Annotated in this window: 19 protein-coding genes; 14 read left to right on the top strand and 5 right to left on the bottom strand. The window is 74.3% G+C overall.

What is annotated here, in order from left to right; genetic code table 11:
- Positions 1-29 precede the first annotated feature (29 nt).
- Complete coding sequence (locus O7622_RS08145; RefSeq protein ID WP_282312655.1) at positions 30-1694, top strand: phospho-sugar mutase; 1665 nt, start codon at positions 30-32, stop codon at positions 1692-1694.
- A gap of 87 nt (positions 1695-1781) precedes the next feature.
- Here the strand turns inward: O7622_RS08145 and O7622_RS08140 are convergent, their stop codons facing one another.
- Together O7622_RS08140 and upp are read right to left on the bottom strand one after the other, a co-directional pair.
- On the bottom strand, positions 1782-2456 hold the full coding sequence (locus O7622_RS08140; protein WP_282312653.1) for a GPP34 family phosphoprotein: 675 nt from the start codon (positions 2454-2456) through the stop codon (positions 1782-1784).
- Between the two features lie 109 nt (positions 2457-2565).
- Complete coding sequence (gene upp / locus O7622_RS08135; RefSeq protein ID WP_013284009.1) at positions 2566-3198, bottom strand: uracil phosphoribosyltransferase; 633 nt, start codon at positions 3196-3198, stop codon at positions 2566-2568.
- 136 nt (positions 3199-3334) lie between these two features.
- On the opposite strand from upp, the gene deoC reads away from it, so the two are divergent.
- From deoC to O7622_RS08085, 10 genes are all read left to right on the top strand, one after another.
- Positions 3335-4294 (top strand): deoxyribose-phosphate aldolase, encoded by a 960-nt coding sequence (gene deoC / locus O7622_RS08130; protein WP_282312652.1) that lies wholly within the window; start codon positions 3335-3337, stop codon positions 4292-4294.
- A 5-nt stretch (positions 4295-4299) separates the two neighbouring features.
- Positions 4300-5730, top strand: coding sequence for an aldehyde dehydrogenase family protein (locus O7622_RS08125; protein ID WP_282312651.1), 1431 nt, complete (start codon positions 4300-4302; stop codon positions 5728-5730).
- Complete coding sequence (locus O7622_RS08120) at positions 5723-6547, top strand: aldehyde dehydrogenase family protein (protein ID WP_282312650.1); 825 nt, start codon at positions 5723-5725, stop codon at positions 6545-6547. Before O7622_RS08125 ends, O7622_RS08120 begins: the two co-directional genes overlap by 8 nt.
- A 726-nt stretch (positions 6548-7273) precedes the next feature.
- Complete coding sequence (locus O7622_RS08115) at positions 7274-7720, top strand: BlaI/MecI/CopY family transcriptional regulator (RefSeq protein ID WP_282312649.1); 447 nt, start codon at positions 7274-7276, stop codon at positions 7718-7720.
- Positions 7721-7730: 10 nt separating this feature from the next.
- The gene (locus O7622_RS08110; RefSeq protein ID WP_282312648.1) at positions 7731-8636 is read left to right on the top strand and encodes a M56 family metallopeptidase; all 906 of its coding nucleotides are present in this window, start codon (positions 7731-7733) and stop codon (positions 8634-8636) included.
- A 103-nt stretch (positions 8637-8739) separates the two neighbouring features.
- Positions 8740-9987, top strand: a complete 1248-nt coding sequence (locus O7622_RS08105) for a cytochrome ubiquinol oxidase subunit I (protein WP_282312647.1) — start codon at positions 8740-8742, stop codon at positions 9985-9987.
- Between the two features lie 11 nt (positions 9988-9998).
- Positions 9999-11006: a cytochrome d ubiquinol oxidase subunit II gene (locus O7622_RS08100; RefSeq protein WP_282312646.1), complete on the top strand. Its 1008-nt coding sequence runs from the start codon at positions 9999-10001 to the stop codon at positions 11004-11006.
- Positions 11003-12682, top strand: a complete 1680-nt coding sequence (gene cydD, locus O7622_RS08095) for a thiol reductant ABC exporter subunit CydD (protein ID WP_282312645.1) — start codon at positions 11003-11005, stop codon at positions 12680-12682. The genes O7622_RS08100 and cydD overlap by 4 nt, the downstream gene beginning before the upstream one ends.
- Before the next feature lie 97 nt (positions 12683-12779).
- Positions 12780-14555 carry a thiol reductant ABC exporter subunit CydC gene (cydC, locus tag O7622_RS08090; protein WP_282314083.1) on the top strand — a complete coding sequence of 592 codons (1776 nt, stop codon included), beginning with the start codon at positions 12780-12782 and terminating at the stop codon, positions 14553-14555.
- A gap of 61 nt (positions 14556-14616) precedes the next feature.
- Positions 14617-15300, top strand: coding sequence for a permease prefix domain 1-containing protein (locus tag O7622_RS08085; RefSeq protein ID WP_282312644.1), 684 nt, complete (start codon positions 14617-14619; stop codon positions 15298-15300).
- Between the two features lie 79 nt (positions 15301-15379).
- On the opposite strand, the gene O7622_RS08080 is transcribed toward O7622_RS08085, so the two are convergent.
- On the bottom strand, positions 15380-15721 hold the full coding sequence (locus O7622_RS08080) for a helix-turn-helix transcriptional regulator (RefSeq protein ID WP_013473973.1): 342 nt from the start codon (positions 15719-15721) through the stop codon (positions 15380-15382).
- Positions 15722-15866: 145 nt separating this feature from the next.
- Between O7622_RS08080 and O7622_RS08075 the strand changes: the two genes are divergently transcribed.
- From O7622_RS08075 to O7622_RS08065, 3 genes are all read left to right on the top strand, one after another.
- On the top strand, positions 15867-16823 hold the full coding sequence (locus tag O7622_RS08075; protein WP_282312643.1) for a DNA primase: 957 nt from the start codon (positions 15867-15869) through the stop codon (positions 16821-16823).
- A gap of 40 nt (positions 16824-16863) precedes the next feature.
- A complete protein-coding gene (locus O7622_RS08070) occupies positions 16864-19269 on the top strand; it encodes a transposase (protein ID WP_282312642.1) in 2406 nt (801 codons plus the stop codon).
- Between the two features lie 121 nt (positions 19270-19390).
- Entirely contained in the window at positions 19391-20611 is a 1221-nt protein-coding gene (locus O7622_RS08065) for an ABC transporter substrate-binding protein (RefSeq protein WP_282312641.1), read from the top strand.
- Positions 20612-20734: 123 nt separating this feature from the next.
- On the opposite strand, the gene O7622_RS08060 is transcribed toward O7622_RS08065, so the two are convergent.
- Entirely contained in the window at positions 20735-21328 is a 594-nt protein-coding gene (locus tag O7622_RS08060) for an ATP/GTP-binding protein (protein ID WP_030501201.1), read from the bottom strand.
- 1 nt (position 21329) lies between these two features.
- Entirely contained in the window at positions 21330-21707 is a 378-nt protein-coding gene (locus tag O7622_RS08055; RefSeq protein WP_030501200.1) for a DUF742 domain-containing protein, read from the bottom strand.
- Positions 21708-21725 lie beyond the last annotated feature (18 nt).

Genomic DNA, 21725 nt, shown 5'->3' with positions numbered 1-21725 from the left:
GTGATCCGGCGCCGTGCTTTCATGAGGCAATGGCGGCGGAAACCACTGACCTTGACGACCTTCGCGTACGAGCCGAGCGCTGGCTCGCCGACGACCCGGACCCGGACGACCGCGTCGAGCTGCGCACGGTCCTTGACGGGCTGCCCGGCACGGCGGCCGACCTGGCCGACCGGTTCGCCGGTCCGCTGACCTTCGGCACCGCCGGGCTGCGCGGCCCGCTACGGGCCGGGCCGAACGGCATGAACCTCGCCGTTGTCACCCAGGCCGCCGCCGGACTGGTCGGCTGGCTCGCCGCCCAGGGCGGCGAGGGCCCGCTGGTGATCGGGTACGACGCCCGGCGCGGCTCCCGTGCCTTCGCCGAGCGCACCGCACGGGTGGCGACCGGTGCTGGCCGTCAGGCGCTGCTGCTGCCCCGGCCGCTGCCCACGCCCGTGCTGGCGTTCGCGGTCCGGCAGCTCGGCGCGGTCGCCGGCGTGATGGTCACGGCCAGTCACAACCCGCCGCAGGACAACGGCTACAAGGTCTACCTGGGCGCGCAGCTCGGCGGTGAGCTGGGCGCCGGCGCGCAGATCGTGCCGCCCGCCGACGCCGGGATCGAGGCGGCCATCCGCGCGGTGGGCCCGCTCGCGGCGGTGCCGCTCGGCCCGGCCGGTCAGGTGCTCGGCGACGACCTGGTGGCCGCGTACGTGGAGCGGGCCGCCGCCGTGGTGGACCCGGCCGGACCGCGCGACCTGAAGGTGGCGTACACGCCGCTGCACGGGGTGGGCGCCGCCGTGCTGACGGCCGCGTTCGCGCGCGCTGGATTCGGCGTTCCCGGCGTGGTGCCCGAGCAGGCCGAGCCCGACCCGGCGTTCCCGACCGTCAGCTTCCCCAACCCGGAGGAGCCGGGCGCTGTGGACCTGCTCGTCGCGCTCGCCGAGCGCACCGGCGCGGACCTCGCCGTCGCCAACGACCCGGACGCGGACCGCTGCGCGGTGGCCGTCCGCGACGCCGGGTCCTGGCGGATGCTGCGCGGCGACGAGGTGGGCGCGCTGCTCGCCGACCACCTGATGCGGCGCGGCGTGACCGGCCTGTACGCCACCACGATCGTGTCGTCGGCGCTGCTGCGGGCCATGGCGGCGGCCCGGGGCATGCCCTACGACGAGACGCTCACCGGATTCAAGTGGATCGTCCGGGCCGGCGGCGGCCGGGAGCCGCTGGTGTACGGCTACGAGGAGGCGCTCGGCTACTGCGTCGCGCCGGAGCACGTCCGGGACAAGGACGGCATCACCGCCGCGCTGACGGTCGCCGAGCTGGCCGCCGGGCTCAAGGCCGAGGGCCGTACGCTCCTCGACCGGCTGGACGAGCTGGCCGCCGAGTTCGGTGTGCACCACACCGAGCAGCTTTCGGTCCGGGTGGAGGATCTGCGGGTGATCGCGGACTCGATGGCCCGGATCCGGGCCGCCACCCCGACCGCGCTGCTCGGGCAGCCGGTGACCGAGGCGTCCGACCTGCTCCCGGACGCGGACGTGGTGATCCTGCGCACCGGCGCGGCCCGGGTGGTGATCCGGCCGTCCGGTACCGAGCCGAAGCTCAAGGCGTACCTGGAGGTGGTGGAGCCGGTGACCGGCGGCGACGTGCCCGCGGCCCGGCAGCGCGCGCGTGCCGCCATCACCGAGCTGCGCAACGAGATCGCCGCCGCCCTGGGCCTCTAGCCTCAATGCAAGGAAGGGCCCCTTGTTAACGCCAGGCGTTAACAAGGGGCCCTTCCTCTACCTGAGGCGTTAAGAGGGGGCCCTTCCTTACCGCTTGCCCAGGGCGGCGTCGACGGCCTGGCCCAGCGCGGCGATGACCAGGCTGATCGACGGGCGTACGACGCTGTCGTCCAGGCTCACCGTGCCGGAGAACCCGGCGCCGGCGGCGATCTCCTCCAGGCGCCGGCCGGCGTCCTCGGCGGCCGGGCCGGTCAGCCCGAGCGCCGGTTCCATCCGCAGCACCGCGACGAGCGTGGCGAGCGCGGCGGTCCGCTCGTCCGGGAGCTGCCCGCTGGTCAGCGCCTCGGCCAGCCGCTGCCGGATGTCCGCCTCGACGGTGGGGTCCGCCACCGGGTAGCGGTGCACGTGGATGAAGCCCAGCTCGGTCTCCTCCACGTCCCGGACCACGCCCCGCCCGCACAGGTCGGTGAGGATCCGGTCGCGCAGCCCGTGCCGCAGCCGCTGCACCCACGACGACGGCGTGTGCGGGGTCTCTGCGGCGATCTTGGCGAGTACGGCGTCCGCGATCGGCTCGCCGGTCGGGGCCGGGTCGACCACCGCCAGGTTCCCGTCCGCGTACGCGACCCGTCCGGCCAGGGCCAGCTCGACCAGCACCGCGGCGGCCATGCCCAGGTCCAGGCTGATCCGCGGCATGGTGGCCTTGCCGGTTTCGTCGTCATACGCGAGGAGCAGCAGCTCCTCGGCGAGCGCAACACCAGTCATGGCCCGGAACGCTAGCGCCTCCCCGCACCCCCGCGCACCAACTCGCCGGGGCCGCCCGGTTCCCGGTGGAGAGGGGCCGTCCGGACCGCCCTCTCCACCGGACGGTGTCTCAGAAGCGGGGCATGCCGCCGAACTGGCGGTCGCCGGCGTCACCCAGGCCGGGGACGATGAACTTCGAGTCGTTCAGTCCCTCGTCGATCGAGGCGGTGACCAGGCGCAGCGGCAGGCCGGAGCGCTCCAGCCGCTCGATGCCGACCGGCGCGGCCAGCACGCAGAGCACCGTGATGTCGGTGCAGCCGCGGTCGGCGAGCAGCCGGCAGCAGTGCTCCAGCGAGCCGCCGGTGGCGAGCATCGGGTCGAGCACCAGCACCGGCAGGCCGCTGAGATCGCGCGGCAGCGACTCCATGTACGCGCGGGGCTCGTACGTCTCCTCGTCGCGGGCCAGGCCGACGAAGCCCATCGACGACTCGGGTAGCAGGCCGAGCGCGGCGTCGGCCATGCCGAGACCGGCCCGCAGCACCGGCACCAGCAGCGGCGGGTTCGCCAGCCGGCTGCCCTCGGTGGCGGTGACCGGGGTCTGGATCGAGTACTTCTCGACCGGGAAGGAGCGCGCGGCCTCGTACACCAGCATGGTGGTGAGTTCGCGCAGCGCCGCCCGGAACGACGACGAGTCGGTCCGGGCGTCCCGCATGGCGGTCAGCCGCGTCTGGGCGAGCGGATGGTCAATGACGTGTACGTCCACGATCGCTCAACCTACCGTTTGGCGGTCCGGCGCAGGGCGGCTGCGGTACGACCAGCGACACCGCTCACGTATGACGCTCACGACCGGTCGTTCGTGAGCAAGATCACTCGGCGGGCGGGTGCGTACTATTCGGGGCATGACGGCGACAACGACGTCGGCCCGGTCGGACCTCTCCGAGCTGGGACGATCCGAGACCGCTCTGCGGACCTTCCTGCACGGCCTGCCCGGCGTGGACCAGGTCGGCGCGGAGCAGCGGGCGGCACAACTCGGCACCCGCTCCATCAAGACCACCGCCAAGGCCGAGGCGATCGACCTGGCGATCCGGATGGTCGACCTGACCACGCTCGAAGGGGCGGACACCCCGGGCAAGGTGCGGGCGCTGGCCGCGAAGGCGCTGCGCCCCGACCCGGCCGACCCGAGCTGCCCGCACGTCGGCGCCGTCTGCGTCTACCCGTCGATGGTCCTGTACGTGGCGGAGGTGCTGCGCGGCAGCGGCGTACACCTGGCGAGCGTGGCGACCGCGTTCCCGTCCGGTCAGGCGCCCCTGGAGATCAAGCTCGCCGACGTGCGGGCAGCCGTCGAGGCGGGCGCGGACGAGATCGACATGGTGATCAACCGGGGCGCGTTCCTGGCCGGGCGCTACTCCGAGGTCTACGACGAGATCGTGGCCACCAAGGAGGCGTGCGGGGACGCGCACCTCAAGGTGATCCTGGAGACCGGTGAGCTGGCCACGTACGACAACGTGCGGCGCGCCTCCTGGCTCGCCATGCTCGCGGGCGGTGACTTCATCAAGACCTCCACCGGCAAGGTCCCGGTCGCGGCGACCCTGCCGGTGACACTGGTGATGCTGGAGGCGGTCCGCGACTTCCGCGCCGCCACCGGGCGGCAGGTCGGCGTCAAGCCGGCCGGCGGCATCAAGACCACCAAGGACTCGATCAAGTACCTGGTCATGGTCAACGAGACAGTCGGCCCCGACTGGCTGAGCCCGGACTGGTTCCGGTTCGGCGCGTCGAGCCTGCTCAACGACCTGCTCATGCAGCGCACCAAGCTGACGACCGGCGTCTACGCCGGCCCCGACTACTTCACCCTGGACTGAACGCGATGTTCGAATACGCACCCGCCCCCGAGTCCCGCTCGGTGGTGGACATCAAGCCCTCGTACGGGCTCTTCGTCGACGGCGCGTTCGTCGACCCGGCCTCCGGCAGCAGCTTCAAGTCGGTGAACCCGGCCTCCGAGGAGGTGCTGGCCGAGATCGCCGAGGCCGGCGACGAGGACGTCGACCGCGCGGTCCGCGCCGCGCGCACGGCGTACGAGAGGGTCTGGGGTCCGATGCCGGGCCGGGACCGGGCCAAGTACCTCTTCCGGATCGCCCGGATCATCCAGGAGCGCTCGCGCGAGCTGGCGGTGCTGGAGTCCCTGGACAACGGCAAGCCGATCAAGGAGTCCCGCGACGTCGACCTGCCGCTGGTCGCCGCCCACTTCTTCTACTACGCGGGCTGGGCGGACAAGCTCCCCCACGCGGGCTTCGGGCCGGACCCGAAGCCTCTCGGCGTCGCCGCGCAGGTCATCCCGTGGAACTTCCCGCTGCTGATGCTGGCGTGGAAGATCGCCCCGGCGCTGGCCGCCGGCAACACGGTGGTGCTCAAGCCGGCCGAGACCACCCCGCTCACCGCGCTGCTGTTCGCCGAGATCTGCCAGCAGGCCGACCTGCCGGCCGGCGTGGTGAACATCGTCACCGGTGCGGGCGACACCGGCCGGGCGCTGGTCGAGCACCCGGGCGTGGACAAGGTGGCGTTCACCGGCTCCACCGATGTCGGCCGCGCCATCGCCCGCTCGGTCGCCGGCACCCGCAAGAAGCTCACGCTGGAGCTGGGCGGCAAGGCCGCGAACATCGTCTTCGACGACGCCCCGATCGACCAGGCCGTCGAGGGCATCGTCAACGGCATCTTCTTCAACCAGGGCCACGTCTGCTGCGCCGGCTCCCGGCTGCTGGTCCAGGAGTCGGTGGCCGACCGGGTGCTGGAGTCGCTCAAGCGCCGGATGGCCCAGCTGCGGGTCGGCGACCCGCTGGACAAGAACACCGACGTCGGGGCGATCAACTCGGCCGCGCAGCTGGCCCGCATCCGGGAGCTGTCCGACGCCGGGTCCGCCGAGGGCGCGGAGCGCTGGTCGCCGCCGTGCGAGCTGCCCGAGCGCGGCTTCTGGTTCGCCCCGACCATCTTCACCGGCGTCACCCAGGCGCACCGGATCGCCCGCGAGGAGATCTTCGGCCCGGTGCTGTCGGTGCTCACGTTCCGCACCCCGGCGGAGGCCGTCGAGAAGGCCAACAACACGCCGTACGGGCTGTCGGCCGGGATCTGGACCGACAAGGGTTCCCGGATCCTGTGGCTGGCCGACCGGCTGCGCGCGGGAGTGGTGTGGGCCAACACGTTCAACAAGTTCGACCCGACGTCGCCGTTCGGCGGCTACAAGGAGTCGGGCTACGGTCGCGAGGGCGGCCGGCACGGGCTGGAGGGGTACCTCAATGTCTGAGCGGGTCGCGGTACGCAAGACGTACAAGCTCTTCATCGGCGGGAAGTTCCCGCGCAGCGAGTCGGGACGGTCGTATCTCGTGCAATCCGCGAACGTGTCTCTTGCCTCCCGGAAGGACGCGCGGGACGCCGTCGTGGCCGCCCGCGCCGCGGTGAAGGGCTGGGCCGGGGCGACCGCGTACAACAGGGGTCAGATCGTCTACCGGGTCGCCGAGATGCTGGAGGGCCGGCGCGAGCAGTTCGTCGCCCTGGGCGTCCCGGCCGACGAGGCGGACGCGGCGATCGACCGCTGGGTCTGGTACGCCGGCTGGTCCGACAAGCTGGCCCAGGTGTACGGCGGGGCGAACCCGGTGGCCGGCCCGTACTTCAACCTGTCCGCGCCGGAGCCCACCGGCGTGGTGGCCGTGGTGGCACCCGAGGAGCCCGCGCTGCTCGGCCTGGTGAGCGTGATCGCACCGGCGATCGTCACCGGGAACACGGTGGTGGTGGCCGCCTCCCCGGCGGCGCCGCTGGCGGCGGTGACGCTGGCCGAGGTGCTCGCCACCTCCGACCTGCCCGGCGGGGTGGTCAACGTCCTCACCGGCCGGCTGACCGAGACCGTGCCGACGCTCGCCGCGCACATGGACGTCAACGCGATCGACCTGACCGGCGTCGCCGACGCCGAGCTGGCGGCCGACCTGGAGATCAAGGCCGCGGAGAACCTCAAGCGGGTGCTCCGGCCGACCCCGGCCGACCACGACTGGTACGCCGATCCCGGCATCACCCGGATGACGACCCTGCTGGAGACCAAGACGGTCTGGCACCCGAAGGGCGTCTGACCGGCGCGGCCCAGTCCGGCCCGAAGTGGCGGCACACCCCCAGCCGGGTTGCCGCCACTTTCCCTTCCACCCACCTCCCCGAGCCGGTGCCGACCTCACCCGGTGCGCCCACCCGCAGCAGCCGAGATCGACGCCGTTCCCGCGAAGTGGCCGCATCAGCCACCTTTGGACAACCCCACGTCCCCGAGCCGGTGCCGGCCTCGCCCAACGTCCACCCTCGGTCAGCAAGATCAACACCGGCACGGGAGGGGCTTCATCCACCCGCCCCAGGTGCCGCCACCTCCCCGAACTGGTGCGGACATTGCCCACGCACCCCCACCCCGGGCTTCGAGATCAACTCGAGTACGGCGAGGTGGCTGCATCAACTCACCTGGGACAGCACCACCTCCCCGAGCCGGTGTTGATCTCACCCGGAGCACTCGGAACGAGCAAGATCAACGCCAGCACGCCGAGGTGGCTGCATCGACCGACGCGGGACGGCACCATCTCCCCGAACTGGTGTTGATCTTGCCGACGGGCGCCTACCCGACCACGGCATGGTCGACACCGGTTTCCCGGGAAGCAGCCGGACCTCGGGTCGGCAAGATCGGCACCAGTGCGCCGAGGTGGCTGCACGGACCGGCCCGGGACGGCACCACCTCCCCGAGCTGGTGTTGATCTTCGGGAACGGGGGAACCGGGGAACGGGGTGACGGAGGGGATCTACTACCGGGGGTAGGATTGACGGGTGACTCGGCTGGGGGACCTTGAGCGTGCGGTGATGGACGTGCTGTGGGACGCGGCGCCCGCCTCGTCGGGCGGGGTGACGGTGCGCGAGGTCGCCGACGCCCTGGACGGCCGGGAACTCGCCTACACCACTGTGATGACGGTGCTCGACCGGCTCGCCGGCAAGGGCATGGTGCAGCGTGAGCGGGAGGGCCGCGCCTGGCGTTACCGGCCCGCCGCCACCCGCGAGGCGTACATCGCCCAGCTCATGCTCGACGCCCTCGATCTCGGCGGCAGCCGGGACGCCGCGCTCGTGCGCTTCGCCCGCTCGGTGACCGGCACGGAGGCGGACGTGCTCCGCGCCGCGCTCGGCGCCGAGGCCGGGCCGGCTGTCGAGGACGGACCGGCCGGCCGGGTCGAGAACCCCCGGCCCGGCCGGCCGGCGCTCGACGAGGCGACGGACCGGTAGGGCGGCTGCCGTGGCGTACGCCCTGCACTTCGCCGCGATCATCCTGGCCTGCTGGCTGACCGCGCAGGTCCTCGCCGCCGCGCGCTGGACCTGGCGGGCGCCCCGGGTGGCGATCATCTGCTGGCAGGCGGTCGGGCTGGCGCTCGGCCTGTCCGCCATCGGGCTGCCGATGGCGCTGGGGGTCGACGCGTACGACCGGGCGACCGGGCACGCGCTTGTGGCCCTGGCCGAGGACCTGGCCCACGGCACGCTGCCGGCCGGTGTGGGGGCGGTGCACCTCAGCCTGGTCGGCGTCGGTCTCGGCATCGGCGCGGTGCTGCTCACCACGACGGTCCGCAGCCTGCACGGCGCGGTCCGCGCCCAGCGCCGGCACCGGGAGCTGCTGCACCTGGTGGCCCGGCGTGACCCGACGGTGCCGGGCGCGCTGGTGCTCGACCACCCGAGCGCGGCGGCGTACTGCCTGCCCGGGGTGCGTCCCCGGGTGGTGGTGAGCGCGGGCACGCTCGACCTGCTCGACCCGGCCGAACTGGCGGCGGTGCTCACGCACGAGCGGGCGCACGCGCAGGAGCGGCACGATCTGGTGCTGCTGCCGTTCACCGCGCTGTGCCGGGCGCTGCCCTGGTTCCGGTGGGTGCGGGACGCGCACGCGCGGGTGGCGCTGCTGGTCGAGATGCGCGCCGACGACAAGGCCCGGGAGCTGCACGCGGACGCGCCGCTCGCCGGTGCGCTGCGCCGGTTCGCCGCCGCCGAGCACCGGGTGCAGCCGGCCGGCACGCTCGGACTCGGCGACCGCGACCTCGACGTACGCGTGCAGCGGCTGCTCGTCGCGGACCGCCCGCCGCGGGTGCTCGGCGCGGTGGCGCTGGCTGTCGCGGGCACGCTCGTCTCCCTGCCGTTCGCCCTGTTCCTGAGCTGACGTCGTCCCCTACGGGACTTCTCCGGGTTCGCGCACCCCTATAGGTAGCGGGGCTACGTGTAGGTTGGCTACGACAAGAGAGCCAACCCATGGGAGGACGACAGTGGACCCGCTGCTCCTCGCCCGCCTCCAGTTCGCCACCACCACCTCGATCCACTTCCTGTTCGTGGCGGTCACGCTCGGCCTGGTCACGCTCCTGGTCGGGTTGCAGACGGCCGGCTACCTGACCGGCAAGCCGGTGTACGAGCGGCTGACCCGGTTCTGGGGTCAGCTCTACGTGATCAACTACGTGCTCGGCATCGCCACCGGCATCGTCATGGAGTTCCAGTTCGGACTGAACTGGAGCGGGCTGTCGCGCTACGTCGGAAACGTGTTCGGCGCGCCGCTGGCCATCGAGACGCTCGTGGCGTTCTTCCTGGAGTCCACGTTCCTCGGCATGTGGATCTTCGGATGGCACCGGCTGCGGCGCGGCGTGCACCTGGCGCTGCTCTGGGGCGTGGCGATCACCGCGTACGCCTCGGCCTTCTGGATCATGGTGGCGAACGCCTGGCTGCAGAACCCGGTCGGGTACGAGGTCCGCGACGGCGTCGCCCACCTCACCGACTTCGGCGCGCTGCTCACCAACCCCACGTTCGGTATGGCGTTCGGCCACGTGATCTCGGCGAGCCTGGTCACCGGCGGCCTGCTGATGGCCGCGGTGAGCGCCTGGCACCTGCTGCGGCGTACCCCCGACTACGCGCTGTTCCGCACCTCGCTGCGGCTCGGCCTGGTCACCGCGGCGCTCTCGGTCAGCCTGCTCCAGGGCTTCGGCTTCGCCCAGTTCGGCCCGGTCGGGCGGTTCCAGCCGACCAAGTTCGGCGGCGGGCCGGACCGGGACGCGCTCGTCGCCGACTGGACCGCGCGCTTCGGCCCGGGCGACTGGGAACCGCCGGTGCTGTCGAACGTCGGCCTCGGCTTCATGATCCTGATCGGCTTCACGCTCGGCGCGCTCTGGCTCCTGCTGCCGCTGCTCTGGCGCGACTGGATCATCCGGCTGAAGGCGCCGCTCTGGCTGATCCTGCTCGGCCTGCCGCTGCCCTTCGTGGCGATGCTGCTCGGCTGGATCGCCCGCGAGGTCGGCCGCCAGCCCTGGGCCGCGTACGGGCTGCTGCCCACCGCGCAGGCCGTCTCACCGGTCTCACCGGGGCTGATGCTCACCTCGCTGATCGGGTTCAGTCTACTGCTCGGCGCGCTCGCGGTGACCAACTGGACGCTGATGGCCCGGCACGCCGCCCGCGGCGCGTACGACCCCGCGCTCGGCCGCCCGCCCGCGCCCGACAGCGACGCCCACCACCAGCCCGTGTTCGTCTGAGGGAGCCCGCCGTGGAACTCGCCTGGTACGCCCTGCTCGGCCTCTTCTTCGCCACCTACCTCGTGCTCGGCGGCTACGACTACGGCGTCGGCCTGCTGCTGGCCCGGCGCGGCCCGGTGCCGGGCAACCGGGCCACGCTCACCGCGCTCGGGCCGTTCTTCCTCGGCAACGAGGTCTGGCTGGTGGCCGCCGTCGGCATCCTGTTCGGCGCGTTCCCCCGGCTGGAGGGCGAACTGCTCTCCGGCTTCTACCCGGCCGTGCTCGCCGCGTCGGCCGGTGTGGTGCTGGTGACCGCCGGGGTGCAGTTGCGCAGCCGCCCGGTCGCCGCCGCCGCCCGCGCCCGCTGGGACCGGGTGGTGATGGTCGGCTGCCTGCTCGCCGCGCTGGGCTGGGGCGCGGTGCTCGCCGGGCTGCTCCAGGGCGTGCCGCTGAGCGCCGACGGCCACGTGGTCGGTGTCGGTCATCTCGCCACCCCGTTCGTCGCCGCCGCCGGGCTGGCGCTGCTCGCGCTGGTGGCGGTGCACGGTGCGACGTTCCTCACGCTCCGGCTGCCCGCCGCCGAGGCCCCGGCGCTCGCCCGGCTGGCGGCCGGCCTGGTGCCCGCCGCACTCGTCGCGGTCGGCGCGGCCACCGTCCTGGGTGTGCTCTCCGATCGGGTACGCGCCGCTGCGGCGCGCCCGGCTGTCGCCGTACTCCTGCCGTTGGCGCTCGTGGCGGCGCTGCTGGCGGCCCGCGCGGCGCTGCGGCGGGGCCGGGCCGGGGTGGCCTTCGCCGCCACCACGACGGCGCTGGCGCTGCCCGCGCCGCTGATCGGGGCCGCGCTCTGGCCCCGGATCCTGGTCTCCACCGCCGACCCGGCGGCGTCGCTGACAGTGGCCGAGGCGGCCGCCAGCCGCCCGACGCTGGCGCTGTTGGGATGGCTCGCGCTACCGCTCCTGCCGGCCCTACTAGGCTTTCAGGCGATGTGCTGGTGGGTGTTCCGGGGACGGATCGACGGCAGGGCACCGGTGTACTGGTGAACCGCCGCCCGTTCGACCCGCGTCTGCTGCGTCGGGTCCCCGCGGCCCGGCGCGACCTCGCCGTGCTCGCGGCGCTTGGCGGGCTCACCGCGCTGCTGGTGATCGCTCAGGCCACCGCGCTGGCGACGCTGCTGGCGACGGCGTTCGACGGGCGGCTGCACCGGCCGGCGCTCGCCGGGTTCGCGGCCGCGGTCACCGGGCGGGCGCTGGTCAGCTGGGCGCAGGGCACTGTGGCGGCGCGGGCCGCCGCCACAGTGAAGGCGGCGCTGCGCGCCGACCTGCTCGGCGCGGTCGGCCGGCACGGCCCCACCTGGGTCGCCGGGCAGCGGGCCGGGCAGCTCGCCACGCTGGCCGGACGCGGCCTGGACGCGCTCGACCCGTACTTCACCGGCTACCTGCCGCAGCTCGTGCTGAGCGTCACGGTGCCGGTGGCGGTGCTGGCCCGGATCGTGTTCGCCGACTGGAGCTCGGCGCTGATCATCGCGCTCACCATCCCGCTCATCCCGATCTTCGGCGCGCTGCTCGGCTGGCAGGCGCAGGCCGCCACCGAACGGCAGTGGCGCCGGCTGTCGCTGCTCGGCGGGCACTTCCTCGACATGGTGGCCGGGCTGCCCACGCTGCGCGCGTTCGGCCGGTCCCGGGGGCAGGTCGGCGTGGTACGCCGGATGGCCGACGGCCACCGCCAGGCCACCATGAAGACGCTGCGCATCGCGTTCCTGTCCGCGCTGGTGCTGGAACTGGTCGCCACGCTCTCCGTCGCGCTGGTCGCGGTGCCGGTCGGCATCCGGCTGCTCGGCGGCGGCCTCACGCTCTCCACCGCGCTTCTGGTGCTGCTGCTCACCCCGGAGGCGTACCTGCCGCTGCGGGCCGCGGGTAGCCGGTTCCACGCCAGCATGGAAGGACTCACCGCGCTGGACGAGGCGCTCACGCTCTCCGCCACCGACGCGCCCGCCGCCGCCCAGCCGCGCCGTCCGGCGCCGCGCGGGCGGGGCGAGATCCGCTTCGAGGGCGTCACTGTCGCGTACGACCGGACCACCGCGCTGCGCGACGTCACGCTGACCATCCGGCCCGGCGACCGGGTGGCGATCATCGGACCCAGCGGCGCGGGCAAGAGCACGCTGCTCAACCTGCTGCTCGGTTTCGTCACACCGACCTCGGGCCGCGTCGCGGTCGACGGGGTCGACCTGGCCGGAGTCGACCTCGACGCCTGGCGGCGCGAGCTGGCCTGGGTGCCGCAGCGGGCGCACCTGTTCGCCGGGTCGCTCGCCGACAACATCCGCCTCGGCGCACCGGACACCCCTGACGCCGCGCTCGCCACGGCGGTCACCGGCGCCGCGCTGGACGAGGTGGTCGACGCCCTGCCCGACGGGCTGGGCACCCGCCTCGGCGAGCGCGGCCACGGCCTGTCCAGCGGTCAGCGGCAGCGCGTCGCCCTGGCTCGTGCGTTCCTGCGGGACGCGCCGATCGTGCTGCTCGACGAGCCGACCGCGCGGCTGGACAGCGCCAGCGAGGCGGTCGTGCTGGACGCGACCCGGCGGCTGGTCGCCGGACGTACCGCGCTGCTCGTCGCGCACCGGCCCGCGCTGCTCGCCGACGCCGACCGGATCCTGCGCGTCGAGGACGGCCAGGTCACCGAACTGCACCCGACCACCACCGGACCGGCGGTGCCGCGATGATCCCCGTCCACCCCGCCCGCCCGATGGTGACCCGGTGACCGCCGCCGACGGCGTGACGCCGGTCGGCCGCGAACCCGCCGGGCCGACCGGGGTGCCGGTGACACCCTCCGGCTCGCCCGAGCCGTCCGCACCTGCCCGGCCCGGCGCCGAGCGGGCGGTGCTGCGCCTGGCCCGGCCGTACCTGAGCCGGCTGCTCGGCGCCGGACTGCTCGCCGCCGCGACCGAGTTCGCCGGCCTGGCGCTGATGGCCACCGCCACCTGGCTGCTGATGAGCGCCGCCGGCCGGCCTCCGCTGGACCGGCTGACGGTGGCCATCGTCGCGGTCCGGGCACTGGCGGTCAGCCGGGGCGTGTTCCGGTACACCGAACGGCTCGCCGGGCACGACGCCGTCCTCCGCATGATCACCGACGTACGGGCCCGCGTCTTCGCCACGCTCGCCGCCCGCCGGGAGACCGGCCGGCGTACCGGGGACGCGCTGAGCCGGCTGGTCTCCGACGTGGAAGCAGCCCAGGACCTGCTCCTGCGCGTCCTCGTACCGGGAGCGGCGGCGGCACTGGTCGGCGTGCTCGCGGCCGGCGTCGCCGCGCTGATCTCACCGCCGGCCGCCGGTGTGCTCGCGATCGGCCTGCTCGTGGCGGGCGTGGCGCTCCCAGCCCTCGCCTCCCGGATCACCCGCCGCGCCGCCGACGAGGTGGCCCCGCTGCGGGGCGCGCTCGCCGTCGACGCGGTCGACCTCACCCACGGCGCCGCCGACTTGGCCGCGTTCGGGGCGACCGGCGCCGCGCTCGCAGCCGCCGACGAGCGGGCCGGACGGCTGGCCCGGCTGGAGCGCCGGCTCGCCGCGACCGGCTTCGCAGTGGACGCGATCGGCGTCCTCGTGGCCGGTCTCACAGCCGCCGCCGTGGTGCTCGTGGCGCTGCGCGCCGAGGTCGGCGGCGTGCTCGTCGGCGTCCTCGCGGTCGGTTCGCTCGCCGCCGTGGAGGTGGCGCTCGCGCTCGTCGCGGCGGCCCGCCAGCGCACCCAGCTGCGCGCCGGGCTGGCCCGGGTCGCGGACCTGCTCACCGAGGCCGCCACGGCGGCGCCGCAGACCGCTCCGAAGCCCGGGATCGACGGCCACGACGTGCGGTTCGCCGACGTGACGGTCCGCTACCGGGCCGGCACCGCTCCCGCCCTGGCCGGGTTCGGCCTCGACCTGCCGGCCGGCCGCCGGGTGGCTGTGGTCGGGCCGAGCGGTGCCGGCAAGAGCACGCTCGCCGCCGTGCTCACCGGCACGGTACGCCCCGACGCCGGCCAGGTCACCGCCGGCGGCGTACCGGTGTCCGAGATCCCGGCCGAGCACCTGCCCCGGGTGGTCGGCGGTCTGCTCGCCGAGGCGTACGTCTTCCACGCCACGGTCAAGGAGAACCTGCTCCTCGGCCGTCCGGACGCCACCGAGGCGGACCTGGTCGCCGCGACCCGGGCGGCCGGCCTGCTCGACTGGGTACGCGAGCAGCCCGACGGCTGGGGCACGGTGGTCGGCGAGCAGGGCGGGCAGCTCTCCGGCGGGCAGCGGCAGCGGCTCGCGCTGGCCCGGGCGCTGCTGGCCGCCCCGCCGGTGCTGGTGCTCGACGAACCGACCGAAGGGCTCGACCCGGCGGCCGCCGACGCGGTGCTGGACTCCACGCTCGCCGCCACCCCGGCCGGGCACTCGGTGCTGCTGATCAGCCACCGGCTCAGCGGCCTGGCCGGGCTGGACGAGATCGTGGTGCTCGAAGGCGGCCGGGTCGTGCAGCGCGGCCGGCACGACGAGCTGGTGGCACGCCCCGGCTGGTACCGGGAGCAGTGGCTGCGCCAGGAGGCGGCCGAGCGCGGCTACCTGGCGATCACGCCCTGACGCCCGGCCGATCGGGGTTTTCCCTGACGCGGGTGTCGCCGGGCGGTGGCAGGCTTACCCCATGCGGGTGCATGAGGAGGCAGTGGTCGACCGCCGGCTGCACGAGTTGTCCACGCGGTTGCACGGGCCGAACCGGCTCAAGGCCGACCTGCTGACCGAGGCGCGGCACGCGCTGGAGGACGCCGTCGAGGCGTACCGGGACGGGGGCCTGCCGCGGGCGGAGGCGCAGCGGCGGGCGGTCGCCGAGTTCGGCAGCGACGCCCAGCTCGTGCCGGGTTTCCAGGCCGAGCTGGCCGTCGGCGCGCTGCGCGGGCTGGCGCTGCGCACGCTCGTGGTGGCTGTGGTGCTCATCGCCGCCGGTGACCTGACCTGGCAGGGGTCGAGCTGGAGCAGCGGTCCGCCGCCGCCGCAGAGCTACCTGCTGCTCTCCGCCGCGTTGAACGGCATCTGGGGCGTGGTCGCCGCGCTGGCGCTGGTCGCGCTGCTGGTCGGCCCGCTGGTCGCCCGGTGGGGATCACCGCGGCTCGTCCGCCCGGCGCGGCTGATCGGTTTCGGTCTGACCGGCAGCCTGCTGCTCGGCGCGGCCGCCGGGGGCGCGCTGTTCGGCTGGTCGATCGGGCTGTGGGACGCCGCGCTCACCTGGCCGCCCCTGGTCATCGGGATGGTGGTGGTCTCGGCGGCCTGGTTCGCGCTGGCCCGGGCGGCCCGGTGCTGGGTGCTCGCCGACCGCCGGTTGGCCGGCTGAGCGGCCGCCCCTCGGGCTTGCTGCTCGGGCGTCCCGGGCCGCCCGCTCGGGCCGGGTCGGGCCGCCCGCCCGGGCGCGGTCAGGCCGGCGCGGTGGGTGGCTCGTCCGCGCCGAGGAACCGCCCGACGGTGGCGCTGAACTCGCGCCAGCCGGCCCGCTCCCCCGCCAGCGCCCGGCCGCCGGCATCGGTCAGCTCGTAGGTGCGGCGTTCCCGGCCGTTCACGGTGCTCCAGGTGCTCGCCACCAGCCCGGCCCGCTCCAGCCGGCGCAGCGCCGGATAGATGGTGCCGGTGGGCAGATCCAGCGTGCCGCCGCTGCGGGCACGCAACGCCTCGATGATCGCGTAGCCGTGCAGCGCGCCCCGCTCCAGCACGGCGAGCAGCAGCGCGTCCAGGTGTCCGTGCAGCGCCTGCGCCTTCATGCGTAGCAACGCTACTTGTCGCGCCGCCGCGACGCCAAGGGGTGCGACTCCCGGTCGGAACCGTCGCCCACTAGGGTATGTGCGCAGAGTCACTCGGCGGCGCGACGCCGCCGGGTGGGCAACCCGAACGCACACGGAGGTCAGCGTGGCCCGCCAGTCGCCCCAACGGCCCGACGCCGACGAGCCCGAGCTCGACGACACCGACGCCGCCGCCGCGGCCGACGAGGTCGAGGAGGACCGCCCGCCGGCCGACCGCGCGCTCTGGGACGAGGTGCGGATCGACCCGGTGGAGATCGCCCTGCCCGCCGGCACCGGCTTCACGCTGCGGGCGTACCGGCAGGCACGCGAGCTGACCCCGACCGACGTCGCCGAGCGCGACCAGGACGACCCGTTCCTGGCCCGCCGCCAGGTCGTCGAGACCGAGGAGGACGAGGAGGTGGTGATCCTCGACGAGGAGTTCGCCGCCCTCTCCGCCGAGGAGGACGACGAGGACGAGGAGAAGGACGCCAAGGCCCGCCGCAAGGGCAAGGCCGACGCCTCGGACGACGAGAAGGCCGAGGCCGAGGCCGACGAGGACGACGCCGAGGACGAGGACGACGAGGACGAGGCGGGCGACGAGGAGGTGCCGGTCTTCCTCACCCACAAGGGCCGGCTCCTGCTGTTCAAGACGCCGGAGTCATTGGTCACTTTCATCCGTTCCGGTGCGCCCAACGACCTGTCCCAGCTGGACAGTTGGAATGAACTGTCCGAACGGCTGGAGCCGGCCGACATCGCCCCGCTGGACGAGGACACGTACGAGCTCGACCTGGTGGTGGAGAACCTGCGCGGCGGCCACGACGCGTGGGACCACGAGCTGCTCATCGAAGCCGGTGAGATCGCCCGTGACCTGGCGTACGCCCTGCGACTACCCGCCGTGCTGGACATGCTCTCGGCCGGCTCCAGCCTGGACGACCTGGACGAGGCGCTGCGCGCTTCCGTCAACGGAGGTGTCGGTGGTTTCCTGGGGCGGCGCAGGCTGAAGAAAATCGGGGCACAAACCGCAAGTTTGGGTTGGCGCACCATTGTCGGCAAGATCTCTGCGGTTGTGGACTGGCGCGACTGACCCGGAGCGGGGAGCATCAGTCTCTGGCAGAGCAAGACCTGTGTCCCGGGAGGAGGACGACGCCGTGGCGCTCGTGCGCGTGTACTGCGGTCTGGCCTCGGCAGATCCGGCCGACCGAACGGCTTCGGCCGGAACGACGCTGACGTCCGCTGTGGTCGACGACGCAGGCCGTCTGCTGCACGTCTGCGAGATCGGTGACGATCCCGCCGGTTACGCCCGACTGGTCGCGCTGCTGGTGGAGCGGTCCGGCGGTCCGAGCGGCGCGGCCATCGCCGCGGACAGCGACGACCACATCGTCGCCTCGCTGCTGAGCGCCGCCGGCCGGCCGCTGGCGATCGCTGACGACGACTCGGTCGACGACTTCGCCGAGCGCTTCGCCGACGACGACTCCCTGGAGGAGATGCAGTCCCCGCCCGCCGAGCGCCGGGCGGTCGGGCTGGCCCGTGCGCTCCAGGCCGGCGCGCTCTCCGCGGTGACCCTCCCGGCACCGCGTGAACTCGCCGGATACACGCAGGTCCTGGCCGCGCACGCGGCGCTGGCGAGTGGCCGGCACTCCGCCGCCGTGACGCTGCGCGAGGTGCTCCGCGAGCTCTATCCCGCCGCGCTGCGGGCCTACCCGGATCCTGCCGACCGGGTCGCCCTGGCGGTCCTCGACGCGCTGCCCGAGCCGGGGACGCTCACCGGCCCCGCGGGCCGTGGTGGCCGGGACGGCGCACTGGCCGCCGACGCGGTCGTCGCGCAGCTGGCCGGCGAGGGCGTGGCCGACGCCGACGCCGTCTTCGACGCGGTGACCGCGCTGCGTGTCGCCATCTCCGAGACGCCCCGGCGGGCCACAGTCAACCGCACGCTCACCGCGGCCGTCGCCGAGACCGTACGCCAGGCCGTCGCCTCCGTCCGGACCTGTGACGCCGGCTGCGACGCGCTCGTCGGCGCGCTCGCCGAGCGCACGGCTCCCACGCCCGCGACCGGCCGCCGGGCCGCCGCCCGACGGGGCGAGCAGGTCGACGATCTTGCCTCGACGTCGGCGGCCGACCTCCGCCCGGTGCGCTCGATCCAGCCCGAGCCGATCGCCGAGCCCCACCGCGGCCGTCCCGAGCCGGCCGGGGCACCCGAGCCGGCCGGCCGTCGCGGCCGTCCCGAGCCGCTCCCCGGTGGGCGGCGCAGCCGTCCGGAGCCGGTGTCCGGTCCGGCCACCACGACGACGCCCCGGCCGCTCGGCCCGCCACCCGTCGCGCCCGCGCCGGTCACACCGCCGCCGGTCGCCCCGGCGCCGGTCACGCCCGTCGCTCCGGCGGCAGCACTGGGCCGGCCGTCCTCGGCTCCCCCGGCGCGTCCCGAGCCGACCGGCGCTCCGCTGCCGTCGCGGGTGGACGGCCCCACCAACCGGCCGATCTCCGCGCCGCCTCCGCCGCCACCCGGGATCACGCCGATCGCCCCGTCCCCGCGCGGCGCCGTGCCGCCCGCCGAGGCCGGCGAGCCGTTCCGCCCTACGCTCACCACCGCGGCGATCAACAAGGCGCGGGCCGAGCGGCAGCGCACTGTCATCCCGCCCCGTCCCAAGACGAACCAGAACCCGGAACCGCCGACCGGTGGGTTCAGTGCCACCGACCTGAGCATTCCGGTGCCGGCCCCGCGTCCGCCCGCGCCGGAGGCGCCGCCGGGCTCCCGGGCGAACTGGCCGCTGGTGAACAGCGAGGACGACACCGCGCGGGAGCGGGAGGGCACCACCTACCCGTACGGGCGGGGCGTGGACGCGCCGAGCGACCCCGGCCGGGTCACGCCGCCGTGGCTCGCCGACGACCTGCCGCAGGAGCCGCCGATGCTGCGGCTGGTGGAGCCGCCGCCGCTCGCCGACCGCGCGCTGCGCGACGAGATGGGCCGACCGGCCGACCCCGGTCTGGAGGCGCCCCCGCTGCGCCTGGTCGACCAGGGCGACCCGGGTCGCGTCCCGCTTCCCGCCGCGCCCGAACGGCGTCCCGCCCCGAAGGAGCACCGGCCGCCGCCGGTCTCCGACGAGGGTGACGGCGACCTGCTGATCTTCGCGCAGGCCAAGTCCGCCTGGTTCGTCGGGCACGGCGACGAGACCGACTTCGACTGGTCGACCACCGCCGACACCGGCTGGCAGGCGGCCGAGCAGGCGGCCCGCCCGTCCGTCGGCGCGGAGACCAAGGCCGGGCTGCCGAAGCGGGTGCCGCAGGCCAACCTGGTCCCGGGCTCCCCGCTGCGCGAGGAGCGTCCTCTGCGGATCGTCCGGAACGCGGCGAGCCTCGCCGAGAACACCACCGGATACTTCCGGGGCTGGCGGCGCGGCCAGGAGATCGGCGGCTTCGCCGTGGGCGGCCGTCCGGGCCGCGAGGCGGCCGGCGGCTGGGACTTCACCCGCGACACCGGCGACCGCGACGACGACCGGGAGTACGAGTACCGCTCGGCGGGCTACCGCTCCTGACCGGGCCCGCCGGGGTGTTCCATCCCACACCGGGACGATTTGACGCTGGGCTGGACCGGCCGGGAACATACCCGGCGGACCAGCGGCGGCGCCTGTTCGCCGGGGTGGGAAGGCGATTCCATTGGCGACACCGGCGTTCGACTCCACTGTGCTCACCCGGCGGGGCGTCCTCGCCGCCGCTGCCGGGAGCCTGCTGCTCGCCGGGTGCGCGCCGCAGGGCCGGCGGCCGGACGACGGCCCGTCCAGCAGCGCGCCGAGCGACCAGGACCTGATCGTCGGTGCGAGCCTGGAACTGACCGGCGCCGGCTCGCTGCTCGGCGTCGCCCAGCGGCAGGCCCTGCAGCTCACCGCCGACTCGCTCAACCGCACCGGCCTACCGGTCGGGAACCTGGTCCGGTCGGTCCGGCTCCAGATCCTGGACAACGGCAGCAATCCCGAGGTCGCCGCCCGCCACGCCGCCGACCTCACCCGGGCCGGTGCCCAGGCTCTCATCGGCGGCGTACTCGGCGAGACCTCGACGGCCCTCGCGGCGGCCGCCCAGCGGGTCAAGACGCCCTTCCTGTCCCTCGGCTACGGTGACCGCATCGTGCTGCCGCTGGAGGAGCGCACGTTCACCTACAAGCTCACCCCGGACGCCGTCGACATGGCGCGTCGCCTGGTGGAGCTGTTCGAGTCCAAGAAGATCCGGCGGGTGTCGGTGCTCGCCGCCGACGGTTTGCACGGCGACTCGGGTGTGCGGGCGATGCGGGAGGCGCTCGCCGACAGCAGCACCGACCTGGCCCGAACGGTACGCCTTCCGGCGACCGGCCGGCGCTTCCGCACCGCCGCCGAGCGCGTCGCCGGCAGCCAGCGGGACGGCGTGGTGATCTGGGCTACCGCACCCGACTCCGGTGCCGCGGCACGGGAACTGCGCGCCGCCGGCCACCGCGGCCCCATCTTCTTCGACGCCGGCGCGGTCGCCGGCGACACAGTGCAGGGAGCGAACGCCGCCGCCGTGGAGGGCGCGTACGCGGTGCACCCGGCCTGCCTGGACGTCTCCGCCGCGACCGCCACCACGACGGCGCAGCTGGCCCGCAGGGACTTCGTCAACCGCTACACGCAGCGGCACGGCGTCAGCCCGGACTTCGCCCCGTACGCCTCGGACGCGCTCCAGCTCCTCGCCACCTCGGCGCGGATGGCGACGAGCCTGGACCGGGGCCGGCTACGGGCCCTCCTGCAGGCGCAGACCGTCGAGGGCATCGCCGGCGGGTACGCGTTCCGCGCCGACCGGCACGGCGGCATGGAGCCCGACTCGCTCGCCGTGTACCAGGTGTTCCGGGGCAACTGGACCCGGTACGCCTGACCCACCCGTCGTCCGGTGACCGTCCTGCCTGGAGGGTCACCGGGCGATCGCGTACCGTGTCCGACCCCGGACGGCAGGAAGCGCCCGGTGGCCCTGGGGCCGCCGGGCGCTTCCGCGCGTCGGTCAGGCGGGCGCGACGGCCCGCGAGCGCCGCATGGTGAGCACGTACTCGACCAGTGAGATCAGCACGTGCTTCGTGGACTCCCGGTTCCGGGCGTCGCACGGCACCACCGGCACGTCGCGGGAGATCGCCAGCGCGTCCCGGACGTCCTGCGGATCGTGGTACTGCATGCCGTCGAAGCAGTTGATGGCCACCAGGTACGGCAGCCGCCGGTGCTCGAAGAAGTCGATGGCGGCGAAGCAGTCGGCGAGCCGCCGGGTGTCGACCAGCACCACCGCGCCGATCGCACCCCGGACCAACTCGTCCCACATGAACCAGAACCGCGTCTGACCCGGAGTACCGAACAGGTACAGGATCAGATCCCGGTCGATCGAGATACGACCGAAGTCCATCGCCACCGTGGTCGTCGTCTTACCCGGCACCTGCCGGGTGTCGTCGACGCCGACACCGGCCGAGGTCATGATCGCCTCGGTGGTCAGCGGCGTGATCTCGGAGACCGAGCCGACCAGCGTCGTCTTGCCGACGCCGAACCCACCGGCGATAACGATCTTCGCCGACGTCACTCGGCCGCTCGGGGCCGGCGGCCGGTGCGACATGTCAGAGCCTGCGAAGTCCACTCAGCACCCTCTCCAGCAGTTCAGTGCCCACCGCGTCGTCGGAGTCGTCCAAAATGGTCGGCTCGTGGACCGCGACCAGGCCGTCCGTCGCCATGTCGGCGATGAGCACCCGGGCCACGCCGAGCGGAAGCTGCATCCGCGCCGCGATCTCGGCGAGCGACTGCACACGTCCGTCACACAACGCGGCGATGTACTGGTGTTCACGACCGTGGCCACCATTGCCAGTGGCAACCGCTCGGCCGCGCACCGTCGTCTCGACGAGTGCCTCCAGGGCGATGTCGAGCCGGGGACGGGTACGGCCGCGGGTAACGGCGTACGGCCGGACCAACGCTCCGGTCGGCTCGTCACGATCCGCCATTTCGCCGCTCACCTCCCT

The sequence above is a fragment of the Micromonospora sp. WMMD1076 genome (assembly GCF_029581475.1).
Lineage (GTDB): Bacteria > Actinomycetota > Actinomycetes > Mycobacteriales > Micromonosporaceae > Micromonospora > Micromonospora aurantiaca.
Note: the sequence above shows the minus strand (reverse complement) of the source record. Positions and strands in the feature narration are given on the sequence as shown.

What these genes read in the sequence shown, in the direction of transcription:
- O7622_RS08080 (WP_013473973.1), bottom strand. Translation starts at nt 15,721, where the DNA reads ATGAAGGCGCAGGCGCTGCACGGACACCTGGACGCGCTGCTGCTCGCC.
- deoC (WP_282312652.1), top strand. Translation starts at nt 3,335, where the DNA reads ATGACGGCGACAACGACGTCGGCCCGGTCGGACCTCTCCGAGCTGGGA.
- O7622_RS08120 (WP_282312650.1), top strand. Translation starts at nt 5,723, where the DNA reads ATGTCTGAGCGGGTCGCGGTACGCAAGACGTACAAGCTCTTCATCGGC.
- O7622_RS08085 (WP_282312644.1), top strand. Translation starts at nt 14,617, where the DNA reads ATGCGGGTGCATGAGGAGGCAGTGGTCGACCGCCGGCTGCACGAGTTG.
- O7622_RS08125 (WP_282312651.1), top strand. Translation starts at nt 4,300, where the DNA reads ATGTTCGAATACGCACCCGCCCCCGAGTCCCGCTCGGTGGTGGACATC.
- O7622_RS08060 (WP_030501201.1), bottom strand. Translation starts at nt 21,328, where the DNA reads ATGTCGCACCGGCCGCCGGCCCCGAGCGGCCGAGTGACGTCGGCGAAG.
- O7622_RS08055 (WP_030501200.1), bottom strand. Translation starts at nt 21,707, where the DNA reads ATGGCGGATCGTGACGAGCCGACCGGAGCGTTGGTCCGGCCGTACGCC.
- O7622_RS08140 (WP_282312653.1), bottom strand. Translation starts at nt 2,456, where the DNA reads ATGACTGGTGTTGCGCTCGCCGAGGAGCTGCTGCTCCTCGCGTATGAC.
- O7622_RS08145 (WP_282312655.1), top strand. Translation starts at nt 30, where the DNA reads ATGGCGGCGGAAACCACTGACCTTGACGACCTTCGCGTACGAGCCGAG.